The 13,496-nt window shown below is 75.0% G+C and carries 11 protein-coding genes; all 11 read left to right on the top strand.

Going from position 1 to position 13,496, the window contains the following annotated elements:
• The first annotated feature begins 63 nt into the window (after positions 1–63).
• Genes ACFVGY_RS14230 through ACFVGY_RS14180 form a run of 11 tightly spaced genes read left to right on the top strand, consistent with a single transcriptional unit; the run spans position 64 to position 13,237 of the window.
• The gene (locus ACFVGY_RS14230; RefSeq protein WP_385676006.1) at positions 64–1,017 is read left to right on the top strand and encodes a JmjC domain-containing protein; all 954 of its coding nucleotides are present in this window, start codon (positions 64–66) and stop codon (positions 1,015–1,017) included.
• 28 nt (positions 1,018–1,045) lie between these two features.
• Positions 1,046–1,867, top strand: coding sequence for a TauD/TfdA family dioxygenase (locus ACFVGY_RS14225; RefSeq protein ID WP_385676003.1), 822 nt, complete (start codon positions 1,046–1,048; stop codon positions 1,865–1,867).
• A complete protein-coding gene (locus ACFVGY_RS14220; protein ID WP_385676000.1) occupies positions 1,864–3,195 on the top strand; it encodes a hypothetical protein in 1,332 nt (443 codons plus the stop codon). Before ACFVGY_RS14225 ends, ACFVGY_RS14220 begins: the two co-directional genes overlap by 4 nt.
• On the top strand, positions 3,188–3,895 hold the full coding sequence (locus ACFVGY_RS14215; RefSeq protein ID WP_385675997.1) for a 2-C-methyl-D-erythritol 4-phosphate cytidylyltransferase: 708 nt from the start codon (positions 3,188–3,190) through the stop codon (positions 3,893–3,895). The genes ACFVGY_RS14220 and ACFVGY_RS14215 overlap by 8 nt, the downstream gene beginning before the upstream one ends.
• Positions 3,892–5,067 (top strand): hypothetical protein, encoded by a 1,176-nt coding sequence (locus tag ACFVGY_RS14210; RefSeq protein ID WP_385675994.1) that lies wholly within the window; start codon positions 3,892–3,894, stop codon positions 5,065–5,067. Before ACFVGY_RS14215 ends, ACFVGY_RS14210 begins: the two co-directional genes overlap by 4 nt.
• Complete coding sequence (locus ACFVGY_RS14205; RefSeq protein ID WP_385675991.1) at positions 5,043–6,383, top strand: aspartate aminotransferase family protein; 1,341 nt, start codon at positions 5,043–5,045, stop codon at positions 6,381–6,383. Before ACFVGY_RS14210 ends, ACFVGY_RS14205 begins: the two co-directional genes overlap by 25 nt.
• Before the next feature lie 47 nt (positions 6,384–6,430).
• A complete protein-coding gene (locus ACFVGY_RS14200; protein ID WP_385675988.1) occupies positions 6,431–8,194 on the top strand; it encodes an amino acid adenylation domain-containing protein in 1,764 nt (587 codons plus the stop codon).
• Positions 8,191–9,372 carry an acyl-CoA dehydrogenase family protein gene (locus tag ACFVGY_RS14195; RefSeq protein ID WP_385675985.1) on the top strand — a complete coding sequence of 394 codons (1,182 nt, stop codon included), beginning with the start codon at positions 8,191–8,193 and terminating at the stop codon, positions 9,370–9,372. The genes ACFVGY_RS14200 and ACFVGY_RS14195 overlap by 4 nt, the downstream gene beginning before the upstream one ends.
• Positions 9,369–10,586, top strand: coding sequence for a hypothetical protein (locus ACFVGY_RS14190; RefSeq protein WP_385675982.1), 1,218 nt, complete (start codon positions 9,369–9,371; stop codon positions 10,584–10,586). Before ACFVGY_RS14195 ends, ACFVGY_RS14190 begins: the two co-directional genes overlap by 4 nt.
• Positions 10,583–11,875, top strand: coding sequence for a hypothetical protein (locus tag ACFVGY_RS14185; protein ID WP_385675979.1), 1,293 nt, complete (start codon positions 10,583–10,585; stop codon positions 11,873–11,875). The genes ACFVGY_RS14190 and ACFVGY_RS14185 overlap by 4 nt, the downstream gene beginning before the upstream one ends.
• 36 nt (positions 11,876–11,911) lie before the next feature.
• Complete coding sequence (locus tag ACFVGY_RS14180) at positions 11,912–13,237, top strand: condensation domain-containing protein (protein WP_385675976.1); 1,326 nt, start codon at positions 11,912–11,914, stop codon at positions 13,235–13,237.
• The last annotated feature ends 259 nt before the right edge of the window (positions 13,238–13,496 follow it).

The raw sequence follows: 13,496 nt of genomic DNA, 5'->3' as shown, positions 1-13,496 counted from the left end.
CCCGGCTCCCGTTGAGCCGGCCGTGCCACCCCAACCGACACCCGCAGTGAGGACCCGCATCCCATGACCGCCCCTGCCCTGCACGACCCCGCACCGAGCGATCTGCTGCCCCGCGGCCTCGCGCTGGCGGACTTCCTCGCCGGCTCCTGGGGCAAGGAGATCGTCCACGGCCGCAGCGACTCGAAGGCCGTGGGACTCCTGGACGTCCCCGCCCTGGAGGAGGTGCTCCGCTACAACGTCCTGCGCTTCCCGTACGTCTTCATGAGCAAGGACCGCGCGCGCCTCCCCGTCGAGAAGTACTGCTCGAACCGCCGCGTCTTCAGCTACCAGCAGGAGGGCTACCTCGACGGGGAGAAGGCCGTGGCCGCCCTCGCCGGCGGCGCCTCGCTCTACCTCAACCATCTGGAGGACTGGCACCCGGCGTTCGGCCGGTACCTCGACTCCTGGCACCCGCTGCCCGTCGCGAAGGTCGTGGCGAACGCGTTCGTCACGCCGGCCGGCACCCAGGCCGTCGGGCGGCACTGGGACGACTCCCACAACTTCATCCTCCAGACCGCGGGCAGCAAGCGGTGGCGCATCTACGCCCCGCCCGCCGCCCCCCACCCGGACATGACGGCCGAGGACCTGAAGACCGAGCTGCTGCTCGACACCGTCCTGGAGCCGGGGGACGTCATCTACTTCCCGCCGGCCTTCCCGCACGAGGCCGAGGGGTCCGACGGGCTGTCGGTCCACCTGACCTTCGCGGCGTACGAGATCATGCCGACCCTCGTGCTCCAGTCGCTGGTCCCGGCACTCGACACCGTGCAGAGCTGGAAGCGCCTCGACCCCCACCTGCTCGACCCGCGTGCCCGCGCCGAGCAGTCGATGTCGCTCATCCGCGAGGCCATGGAGGCCATCGGCCCCGATCCCGTGGTCGAGGCCTGGGGAGGGCGCCGGAAGCAGGTCTCCCTCGCCTCCCTCACCGGTGACTTCTCCGCCACGTCTTCCCAGGGTCCGGCCGGCGGCACGCGCGGCTGACCCGAGGCCCGACAGAAAGGATCTCGCCATGCAGGTGGTCCGAGCCGACTACCGGAGCCCCGAACTCAGCACCGCCCTGACGTACCGCTACGGACGGCAGGAGACCGAGCAGCTCAAGCAGCGGCTCGACGACCACGGCTTCGCGGTCGCCGCGATGCCCGACGACGTGGAACCCCACACCGCCGTCGAGCGGCTGGCCGCGACGCTCGGCCTGGGGCAGCCGTACATCGCCTCCCTCTACCAGCGGGAGGACACCAAGGAGCACGGCGCCGCGTACACGGACGTACGCAGCCAGGCCAGCAGCGACCACCCCGCCTTCGGCACCACGGCCGGCCAGAGCATGCACGTGGACGGGCTGCTGGAACCGATCGGCACCGTCCGCACCACCGTCCTCTACTGCGTCCGCCCCGCGCTGTCGGGCGGCCGCACCGTCCTGTTCAACTCCACCGCCGCGTTCGAGGAGCTGCGCCGCCGGGATCCGCAGGCGGCCGGGCCCCTTCTCGACCCGGGTGTGCTGCGCCGGCGCTCCACCCTGCCGAACGTCGACGCCGACCACGTCGGCCCGGCCTTCGCGTACCGGGAGGACGGCCTGCTGATCACCCGGTACGCCGAGGGGGACACGGTCGAGTGGAGGGCTCCGGACGGCCGGTCCGCCGACCTGGAGCGCGCCCTGGCCTTCCTGCGGGCGGCCGGCGAGGACAAGCGCTACAGCGTCGCACTGCGGCTGGAGGCGCGGCAGGTCCTCGTCTTCCGCAACGACGTGGTCTCGCACGGCCGCGAGGCCTACCGGGACGATCCCGCGGCGCCCCGCCACCTCATCCGCACCCTGTACCTGGAGACGCCTCGATGACCTCCCCGCACGGCACCGCCGCCCACCCCGCGGCGCCCGGCGTCAGCAGGGCGGAACTGACGGCCCTGATCGGCGAGATCGAGAAGGAGCAGCGCGTCAACGAAGCCGTGGTCAACCTGGTGCCCAGCGAGAACCGGGTCTCGCCGCTGGCCAGTACGCCGCTGCGCACCGACTTCTACAACCGGTACTTCTTCAACGACGCCCTCGACCCTGAGTTCTGGCAGTTCCGGGGCGGTGAGGGGGTCGGCCGGCTGGAGGCCGAGCTGGCGCTGCCCGCGCTGCGCAGGCTGGGCCGGGCCGAGTACGTGAACGTGCGCCCGGTGTCCGGGATGAGCGCCATGCTCGTCGTGCTCCTCGGCCTCGGCGGTGACGCGGGGGACGGGGTGGTGTGCGTCGACGCGGCGACCGGCGGCCACTACGCCACCGCGCGGCAGATCCGGATGCTGGGACGCCGGGCGCTGGAGGTGCCGTTCACGGAGGGGCGGGTGGAGGCCGACGCCCTGCGTCGGGCACTGGGGTCCGGTCGTGTGCCGCTGGTCTACCTCGATCTGCAGAACTGTCTGCGCGAGCCGGACGTGGCGCAGGTGGCCGAGGTCATCCGGGAGACCAGCCCGGAGACCGTGCTGCACGTGGACTGCAGCCACACCCTCGGCCTGGTGCTGGGCGGTGTCCACGCCAATCCGCTGGACCTGGGCGCCGACACCATGGGCGGCTCCACCCACAAGACGTTCCCCGGACCGCAGAAGGGCGTGCTGTTCACCCGGGACGAGGCGCTGGCCCGGCGGATGCGGGAGGCCCAGTTCTACACGATCAGCAGCCACCACTTCGCGGAGACCCTCGCCCTGGGCCTCGCCGCGGCCGAGTTCGAGCACTTCGGGGCCGCGTACGCCCGTCAGGTCCTGGTGAACGCACGGACGTTCGCCGCGGCCCTGCGCGACCGCGGGTTCGACGTGGTGCCCGGCGGCCCGCACCTCACCGACACCCACCAGGTGTGGGTGAGGATGGCGCCCGGCGAGTCCGCCGGCACGTTCTCGGCCCGGCTGGCCGCCCTCGGCATCCGGGTGAACGTGCAGACCGAACTGCCCGGCATCGCGGAGCCGGCCCTGCGGCTGGGGGTCAGCGAGGTGACGCTGACGGGCGGCACGGAGCGGACCATGGAGGCGCTCGCCGAGGTCTTCGCCCTGGTGCGGGCGGAGGAGACGACCAAGGCGGCCGAGCTGTTCCAGGGCCTGCCGGGCGGGCTGGCGGAGCCGTACTTCTTCACCTCCCGCTCCGAGGGCGCCGGTTTCCCCGGCTCCGCTGGTGAGGAGGGCGTGTTCCGTGGTTGAGACCGCTCCCCCGGGCCCCGCGGTGAGCGTGATCCTGCCGTGTGCGGGCCACGGCACCCGCTTCGGGGCCGCGTACCCCAAGGAGCTCCACTGCCTGGAGCCCGGTACGGCCGTCATCGACCGGAGTCTGGAGCCGGTGCTCGCCCTCGCCGACCGGGGTACGGCCGTGCGGGTGGTGGTCGTCATCGGCCCGCACAAGACGGCGACGGTGCGCCACCTGCACCGCTACCGGTCCCGGTTGGAGCTGGTCTTCGTCTACCAGCAGGAGGACTCCGGCCGGCTGGCCGACGCCATCCGCGCCGCCCTGCCGTTGTGCGCCGGCCCGACCCTGCTCGTACTGGCGGACCAGGTGCTGCGCGGGCCGACGGCACCGGGCAGCGCGGGCGAGCTGCTCGCCCGGTTGGAGCGCCACGACTGGGCCGTGGTCGCGGCTCCGCTCGACGACCCGGTGCTGCTCCGGGACGAGGGGGCGCTGCGGGTGGAGGAGGGGCCGGACGGGCCCCGGGTCGTCCGCGCCGCCGAGAAGCCGGCCGACCCCGAGGGGTTCAACGCGGCGTGGGCCGCGGTGGCGGTCACCCCGGAGCGGCGCCACCTGCTGCCCGCGCTGCTCGACCGGACCGGCCCGGGGCCGCTGGCCGGGGCGGCGGTCGTGTGGGTCGAGGACTTCGGCAACGGGACCTCGCCGGGGGCCTGGTCATGAGCCGCACCCGCACCGGGCACCGGCCCCGGGTGCTGCTCGACGCCGGGCCGTACCCGCTCGCGGCGGACGCGGTGGGCGGCATCGGGCTGCGCATCGCGGAACTCGCCGAGGCCCTGGCCGCGGAGTGCGACGTACGGGTCCTGGGGCGCGCCGGCGGCACGCCCGTCGCCATGGGCGGCGCGGTGTACGTCGACGACGCGGGGCAGTGGCCGCGGCTGCTGGCGGACACGGACGCCGTGCTGTTCTTCGACATGGCGGACCGGGCGCGGCTGGAGGAGGCCGCAGCCGCCCGGGTGCTCGTGGTCACCGAGAACGTCGCACCGATCGAGCACATGGAGTACCCGTCCCTGCTCGCCCGGGCCGATCCGGCGGCCGCGTACCGGCCGCTGGTCGACGACTACCGGCGCCAGCTCCAGGTCTCGCACCACTTCCTGTGCCGCTCGGAGGTGGAGCGGGCGACCCTGGTGTCGAACCTGTGCCTGGTCGGCAGGCTGTCGCCGGGCGACGTCCGGGCCTCCCGGACCCTGGAGCACCTGGTGTCGCTCGTGCCGATCGGCTACGGCGACGGCAGTGCCCGGGCCGCCGCTGCGACGGTGCCCGCGCCGGTCGCCGACTTCCTGTGGACCGGCGGCATCTGGTCCTTCTACGACCCGGCCGTCCTGGTCGATGCCGTGGCGGTGTGCCGTGACCGGTTCGGCCGCGAAGCCCGGGCCGCCTTCCTCTACGCGCGGCCGGAACCGGACAACGCGGCGCTGATCGCCGCGCTCGCGGACCGGATCCGGGCGCGGGGGGTGGCGGACCTGGTCCGGCTCGTGGACGAGCCCCTGCCGCACGACCGCCGGGACGCCGCGTTGAAGGGGGCGCGCGCGTACGTGTGCGTCGCGAGGCCGGGAGCCGAGAACCAGACGTGCGTACGGCTGCGGATCCGCGACAGCCGGCTGTACGGCGTGCCCATGGTGGTCGACGGCTTCGGCGGCACCGCGAACGAGGTGCGCAGGGACGGGCTCGGGACCGTTCTCGCGGGGACCACGGCCGAGGAGCTGGCCGCCGTCCTGCTGCGCCACCTCGACGATCCGGCCGAGGGGTCCGCACCCCGGGGGCCGCACCCCGCCTTCCGCTACCAGACGACGATTCGAGGATTCCTCTCGTGGTTGAGAACAACATCGGCGTGAGCCCCGTCCACCCCCTCGGAGCCGGCGGCGCGCACCGCGACGCCGCGGCCCGGGACCGCGCGCACCTGTGGCACCCGTGGACCCCGGTGGCCGCCCAGAGCGACCCGGCGGCGGAGCTGCTGCTGGTCACGGAAGGGGACGGGTACCGGGTCCGCGACAGCTCCGGCCGCAGCTACCTGGACGCCATCGCGTCCTCGCTCAACGGCAGTCTGGGGTACGGCGATCCGGCCGTGCTGGCGGCGGCGCACGCCCAGATGTCCCGGCTGCCGCACTTCGACCTGACCGTGGGCAGCCACGAGCCGGCCGGCCGGCTGGCCGAGCGGCTCGCGGGCATCCTGCCGCAGGGGCTCGACCGGACGCTGTTCATGAACAGCGGCTCGGAGTCGGCCGAGGCGTCGCTGAACCTGGCCTTCCAGTACTGGCGCAACGTGGGCACGCCGCGGTCCCGGGTGATCAGCTTCGCCGCCGGCTACCACGGCGCGACCCTGGTCGGCCAGCACCTGTCCGGACTCGGACGCATGGAGCACCACTTCACCGCGCCCTTCCCGGTGACCCGGGTCGAACTCCCCCTCGCCCCGCGCGACGTGCGCGACCCGGCGGCGGCGCCGGTGCTGCTGGCCCGGTTCGAGGAGGCGATGGAGGGCGATGACGTGGCCGCCGTCATCGTCGAGCCGTTCCTCAACGTCGGCGGCGGCGTCGTGCTGCCGCCGGGCTTCCTGTCGGGGTTGCGCAAGCTGTGCGACGCCAGCGGTGCGCTGCTCGTCCTCGACGAGGTCTTCTGCGGCATCGGCCGTACGGGCCTGATGTACGGCTTCGACCACGACGGCATCACCCCGGACGTCGTGATGACCAGCAAGGGCATCAGCGGCGGCTACGTGCCGCTCGCCGCCGTCACCACCACCGACCGGGTGTACCAGACGTTCCGCGACGAGCCGGTGATCGGCGGGCTGCGCTACGCCCACACCACCAGCGGACACGCCGTCGCCTGCGCCGTCGCGCTGGCCGTCCTCGACGAGATCGGGCGGCGGAACCTGGTCGCCAACGCGGCGGAGCGGGGCAGGCAGCTGCTCGACGCGCTGGCCCCCCTCGCCGGCCGGCCGGGTGTGGTCGACGTGCGCGGGCTGGGGCTCGTCGTCACCGTCGAGACGGACGGGCCCGACCGGGCCGGGCGGCTGCTGGACGCGGCCCGTGACCGGGGAGTGCTGCTGCGGGGCCAGGGTGCCTCCGTGATGGCGATACCCCCGCTGGTCATCGACGCGGAGGGCGTCGGGGAACTGGCCGAGGGGCTGCTGCACGCCGCCGAGTCGGTGGCCTGAGCGGGCCCGGAGCGTCGAACCGTGATCGAGAAAGGTGGGGGACTCAGATGAGGCTGCTGGAGGCCGTGGCCGAGTGGGCGCGGCGCACACCCGGTGCACCGGCCCTTGAGGGGCCCGGGGGCGAGCGGCTGGACTACGGCGAACTCGCCCGGCTCAGTGACCGGGCCGCGGCGCGGCTGCGTGGCCTCGGCATCGGCCCGGGCGGCCGGGTCGGGATCGTCCTGCCGCGCTCGACCGGACTGGTGGTGACCCAACTGGCCGTGCTCAAGGCCGGGGCCTGCTTCGTGCCCGTCGACCCGGCCCAGCCCGAGGAGCGGATCCGGCTGCTCCTCAAGGCTGCGGCGCCCGACCTCGTCATCAGCGAGGAGGGCGCCCCGCCGGCCGTGTCCGGCCCGCCGGCCGTGTCCGGCCCGCCGGCCGTGTCCCCCGCCGCCCTGGCGTCCGGGGATCCCGGCCCCGGCGAGCGGCGTGCCGCAGCGGCCGCGGGGCCGCAGGACGTCGCGTACTGCCTGTTCACCTCCGGGTCCACCGGCTTCCCGGCCGGTGTGCTGATCGGCCGCGCGGCGATGGACCGGTACGTCACCGGCTACGCCGAACTGGCCGGCGTCGGCCCGGACGACCGGGCCGGGCAGCTGGGTTCGCCCGGTTTCGACGTGACGATCGAGGAGATCTGGCCGTTCCTGTACGCAGGCGCCACCGTGGTCGTCGCGCCCGAGGAGGAGCGCGGCTCCCCGTCCCGGCTGGCCGCCTGGCTGCGCGGCTCACGGATCACCACGGCCTTCGTCCCGCCCCTGCTGCTGGAGGCGTTCTTCCGGGCCCGGCCGGCCGTCGACCTCGGCGCCGTACGGCTGCTGCGCACCGGCGGTGAGCGGCTGGCCGCCTACCCGCCTGCCGGCGCGCCGTACCGGGTGTTCAACGAGTACGGTCCGACGGAGACCGTCGTGGCCGCCACCCTGAGCGAGGTGTCGGCGGCGGCGGACCGCAGCGGGCTGCCGCCGATCGGGCGGCCGCTGCCGCACGCGCGGACCGCGGTCCGGGATGCCGCGGGCGGGCCGGTGGCCGCGGGGACGCCCGGTGAGCTGTACATCGCCGGGCCGACGCTGGCGATCGGCTACCTCGACGACGAGGAGCGCACCGCCCGGCGGTTCGTCGAGCGTGACGGGCAGCGGTGGTTCCGCACCGGGGACGTCGTGCGGGAACGGCCGGACGGCGAGCTGGAGTACCTGCACCGGCTCGACGACCAGGTGCAGCTCCTGGGCAGGCGGGTGGAGGTCGGCGAGGTCGAACGGGCCGTCGCCGCCCATCCGGCGGTCCGCCGGGCCGCGGTGCTGGCCGTGGCGGACGGCGCCGGCCGCACCGACCGGCTGGTGGCACACGTGCAGTGGACCGACGGGCAGGACTGCGCCGACCCGGCGGGGCTGCGCGCCGCGCTGGCCGCGTCCCTGCCCGCGTACATGGTCCCGGCCGGGATCCACACGGTGGACCGGTTCCCGGTCACCCCCGCCGGCAAGATCGACAAGGTGGCGCTGGCCGCGTCCGCCGCACGGGGCGGGGAGTCGGCGCCCGACGGCTCCCCGGAGGTCTCCGGCGCGGTCCTCGACAGCCTGGTCCGGGTCTGGGAGGACGTACTCGACGCCGACGGACTCGGTCCGGACGCCGACCTGTTCGACCTCGGGGGCACCTCGCTCGACGCCGTGGAGATCGTCGCCTCCGTGCACGAGCGGCTGCACAGGCCCGTGAGCGTCCGCGACGTCTTCGGCCACCCCACCCCCCGCGCACTGGCCCGTTTCCTGGACGGAGAGACCCGATGAACGGCGGCCCCCGGCCCCTGGTTTCCCGCTACACGCGGGAGCACGCCCCGCTCCTGGACAGCTTCCGGACCTTCGTCACCCGCGAACTGGTTCCGCTAGCCGCCGAGACGTGCGGCGACGACCCCGAGCGGATCCCGCAGGACATCCGTTCCCAGGTGAGGCGCCGCTCGGCCCGGCTCGGCTTCTACGCGGGGGACTACCCGCAGGAGGCGGGCGGGCAAGGCATGCCGTTCGCCGCGAAGGTCCTGCTGTACGAGTACGCGGAGGAGTCCGGCTGCGCCCTCGCTCCGGCCGCGCTGTGCGGCCCCGAGGGGCCGAGCGCGCTGCTGCTGGCGGCCACGCCGGAGCAGCGCGAGCGCTACCTGCGGCCGCTGGTGGAGGGCACCGCCGTGCGCTGCCTGGCCATGACCGAGCCGGACAGCGGCTCGGACGCCTTCGACCTGGCCACCCGGGCGGTGCGCGACGGCGACGGCTGGCGGCTCACGGGACGCAAGACGTTCGTCTCGAACGCGGCGAAAGCCGACTTCACGCTGGTGTACGCCCGTACGGAGAGGCCCGACGGCAGCTGGGCGCCCGCGGTGTTCGTCCTCGAACGCGGCACGCCCGGCCTCACCGTCGGCCAGCGGTACGCGGGCCTGGAGGGGGAGCCCGTCCACGAGGTGCTGCTGGACGGCGTGGCCGCCGGCGAGGACGCCCTGCTGGGCGGCCGGGCCGCGCTGGACAAGGGCACCCGGATCGGCCAGGAGGCACTCGCGCGGGGGCGGCTGCTGGTCGCCGCCTGCGCCAACGGCATCGCGGCCCGTGCGCTGGCCCTGGGGCTCGGCTTCGCCCGCGAGCGGATGAGCCTGGGACGCCGGATCGCCCAGCACCAGCACGTCCAGGAGCACCTCGTCGCCTCCCGGGTCGCCCTGGAGTCGGCGCGGCTGCTGACCTACGCCGCTGCCCAGGAGCTGGACGAGGGGCGCGACGCCATGGAGGCGGCAGCGCTCGCCAAGCTCGCCGCCGCGGACGCGGCGTGCACCGTGGTGGACCGGATGTTCCAGGTCCACGGCGGCACGGCCTGGGTCAAGGAGCACCCCCTGGAGTACCTGTACCGGCACGTGCGGGTCCTGCGGATCGTCGAGGGGACCTCCGAGATCCAGAAAGTCATCATCGCGAACGCCATGGGACTGGGATGAGCACGTACACGAACCCCGCGACGACGGACCGCCGGATCGGCACGGAGCTCCCCGCTCCGGCCGCGCGCCTCCGCCGCGCCCTGGGAAGGGTCACCCGCACACCGGCCGTCCTGTACGACACCGACGGCATCGACGCCGAGATCGCCGCGTTCCGCCGGGCCCTGGGGCTGCTGGACGCGCCTCGCACCCGGCTGCTGTTCAGCGTGAAGGCCAACCGCGCCCCCGCACTCCTGGGGCATCTGGCCGGCCGCGGCCTCGGCGCGGCGGTGGCCGGCGTCGGGGAGGACCGGGCGGCCCGGGAGGCCGGCCTGGGGCCGCGCTGGGCCACGGGCCCCGGGCTGGGGCCGGAGGAGCTGGCGCAGCTGCACGCGCACGGCACGCACCTGGACATCGACGGCGTCGAGCAGTTGGCGGCGGTGCCGCGCGGCAGCGAGGTGGGCCTGCGGGTCGCGGTGCCGATCCCCGCGGAGTCGACGGCCCGCGGCATCCCGTGGAGCCGGTTCGGGCTGCGCTGGAACGATCCCGCCGAACGGGGCGCCGTGCTGGAGGTGCTGCGTGAGCGCGCGCTGCGCCCGGTGCGGCTGCACGCCCACGTACGGGACGTCGGGGGCGTCGCCGACGTACGACCGCTCGGGCGGGTCCTGGCGGAAGCGGCCCGGGACCTGCCCGACGTCACGGAGGTCAACATCGGCGGCGGGATGATCCGGCTGTTCCACCACAACCCGGACGAGGTGCCCGCGGTCTTCGCCTGCCTCGCGGAGGGCCTGGCCTCGGCCGGCAGACCGCTGGGCGTCCTCGCAGAGCCGGGCGCGCAGATCGTCACCAGCCACGGCTACCTGGTGACCCGTGTGCGGTCCGTGTACCGCGCGGGGGGACGCCAGAGCGTGACCGTGGACGCGTCCGCGTGGAACCTCGCCGGCTGGTCGCGCTTCTCCCTCGTACCGCTCGGGCCCTCCCGTGCGCAGCGGTGGACGACGGACGTGGCCGGTCCCACCTGCTACGAGAAGGACCTGTGGTTCACCGGGGCCGCCACCGACCGGATCGAGCCCGAGGACCTGGTCGTGCTGCGCGGCGCCGGTGCGTACGTGACGAGCATGCACAGGGTCCTCCACGACCTGCCGGCGCCGGTCGAGGAGCTGCTGCCGCCGGCTGCGGACCCGGGCCCCGCCCCCGGAGCCGGCCGTCCCGCGGCGGACGGGAGGCAGGCGCGGTGACCGTCACCGGATCTGCCGCCGCCCCCAACGCCGCCGGTTTCACCGACGCGCCCTGCGTGCGCTACTACCGCGAGATCCGGGACGGAGCCCGCCCCGACGCACGGCAGATCGGCTACGGGGTCAACAAGTGGCCCGTCTCCCCCGCCGTCCGGGCGGTGCTGGGGCGGCTGTACGAGGCGCTGCTGGCCGAGCGCGTCACCGAGTACGACGGCGAGCAGGACGCGGTCGAACGAGGGCTGATCGCCCGGCTGGTGAGCCGCTACCTCGATGTGCCCGGACTGGACGCCGACGACGTCTGCCTGTTCAACGGCACGACGGAGGTCATCAGCGTGGTCACGGGATTCGCCGCCCGCCAGGGCGCCCGCCCGCTCCTGCCCCTGCCCGTCTACTACGCCTTCGAACAGTCCGCCGCACGGCACGGCGCACCCGCGGCGGCGCACTACAACCACCGCGGACAGGTCCATCCGGCCGTGCCCGACGCACGATCGTCCCTGCTCGTCGACATCGCGCCCAACGGCGTCAGCGGCAGCTGGGCCGCCGTCCCGGAGGGCCTGGGGGTGCCCGCGCTGCGCCTGGTGGACCACGTCTTCGCCCTGCCGACCTTCCAGGACCCCGACCGGTTCCGCGCCGAACTGCGCCACCGCTGCGGGGATCTGACGGGGACTGCGCTGGCGATGACACCGTCCAAGGACCTCTCCCTGCCGGGCATCCGCTGCGGCGTGCTGATCAGCAAGAACGCCGGGCTGCAGGCGTACGCGCGCGCCGACCGCTTCGAGCGCGGCTACGCCGTGCACGCGGCGCTCGGCTCGGTCGCCGCCCTCCACCTGGCGCTGCTGCTGATCAGCCTGAGCGCCCCGGCCGACGTACTGGCGCTCAGCTGCGAACTGGCGGCGGAGTTCACGGCGGCCGGGGTGCCCTTCCCGGACGATCTGGCGGTGTTGGACTTCCGGCGCCGGATGAAGTCGATGCGCGACGGCTTCCTGCGCAACCTCGAACTCGTCGACCGGTCCCCGGTGCTCTTCGCCGACGGCTCCGTGGAGCAGGTCGCCGCGGGCTACTCCGCCTTCCGCTGGCTGTCGGCGCCCTTCGACTCCGCGGCGGACTTCACCTCCTGGGTCCGCAGCGCCGGCAGGGCCGGGCTCAAGCTCAACCCCAACCGCCTGTTCGGCGGCGACGGCGCCGCCTGGCAGGCCCTGTACCCGGACCTCCACGGGCTGCGGATGAACCTGTCCGTGCCCACCGCACAGCTGCGGACCAATCTGCGGCTGCTGGCCTCCCTGCTGCCCTGACCACCGCCCGTGAGCCATCTCCCCGAGGGAACCGACGTGTCCGAGTCCACCGTGCCCACCTCGCTCCAGCAGGAGTCCCGGCTGCGCTCGCTGAGCCGCTACGGCCCCACCGGTCCGACGGCCGCGTGCTGGCGGCTGGACGGGGTGCACCCGGAGGCACTCGTCGAGGCGCTGCGGATGGTGGTCGGCCGGCACGACGCGCTGCGCATGTCCTTCCCGCGGGCCGGCGCCGATCCGCTGACCGCCCGGGTCGCGCCGCCGGCGCAGGCCCCGGTCGTCATAGAGGAGTCCGAGGTGGACCGGGACACCGACGAGGGGACCGTGCGGGCGCGGCTCCGCGCCCGGCTGCAGGATCCGTTCGCCCCCGATGCCGAGGCGCTGCACCGTTTCGTGCTGCTGCACCGGGGCCGGGACACGGTGTTCCTCGGCATGGCCGTGGACCACATGGTCTGGGACGGGCTGTCGCTGCGGCGGTTCGTCGCGGACCTGCGCCGCGGCTACAGCCGGGGACCGGCCGCGCTGGCCGCGCCGGCCCCCTCGTACGGGGAGTTCAGCCGGCTCCAGCGGCGCCTGGCCGACTCCGCGGAGGGCAGGTCCCGTACCGCCTTCTGGGAGGAGCGCTTCGCCGGCTGGGGCGGCTATCCGCCGGACAGCGGCCTGTCCACCGCCGGGCAGGAGGCGGTCCTGGGCCAGGGGCAGGAACCCGTGGCCGTGGAGCGGCAGCTCGACGCGGCCGCCTGGCGGGCGCTGCGGGAGCATGCGGCCCGGGAGCGGGCCACGGTGTTCGCCGTGACGGCCGCGGCCCTGCTGGAGGCCCAGGGCGAGCTCTCCGGGCGCTCCCGCGTCGGGCTGGTCACCGAGACCCACGGCCGGGTGCTGCCCGGCACGGCCGCGACGCTGGGCCTGTTCTCGCACGGGATCCCGCTGTTCGTCGACCTGGACGCCGCCCCGCCCGCGCGGCGCATCGCCCAGGTCGGCGAGGTGACCATGGACGCCGTGGAGCGGGGGGTGCCGCTGCGGCCCCTGCACGCCCGGTGGCTCGGCGGTCGGGGCCTGGCGGAGCGCGCCACCGCGTTCCTCTACTTCGGCGTCGAGGACGCGGGCCTGTTCGCCGGGCTCGACCTGCCGCGCACCGCGGTGACGCCGTTCCCGCTGTACCCCGAGGGCGCGACCAGGCCCGGCCGGGCGTCGGACATGCTCGCCGTGCACCTGGTCGTCGAGCGCGGCGAACCGGGCCCCGAGCCGGTGCTGCACGCGCAGTTCGACCCGGCGGTCTTCGACGCCGGGACCGTGCGCCGGCTCCTCGACCGCACCGTCGAGCTGCTGCCCTCTGCGCCCCGCCCCTCCACCCCCCGCCGCTGAACCACCCGCCCCTTTTCGACCCCGGAAGACGGAGACACCGTGACGACAGTCCAGACACCAGCCCCCACAGCCGGATCCGCCCACCCGGGCGGCCCCGCCGCCCGCCCCGCCGTGACCGCCGGCGAGGTCCTGGCCGCCATCGCGGCCAAACGGGACGGGGGGGGGGGGGGCGCGCCCCCCCCCCCGCGCGCGGCGGGGCGGGGGGGGCGCGGTGGCGGGTGCCCCCAACCCACTTACCGCGGGGGTGTGGGCGCGTTCC

Origin of the sequence: Streptomyces sp. NPDC127106 (assembly GCF_042677605.1) — a bacterium.
Classification (GTDB): domain Bacteria; phylum Actinomycetota; class Actinomycetes; order Streptomycetales; family Streptomycetaceae; genus Streptomyces.
Note: the sequence above shows the minus strand (reverse complement) of the source record. Positions and strands in the feature narration are given on the sequence as shown.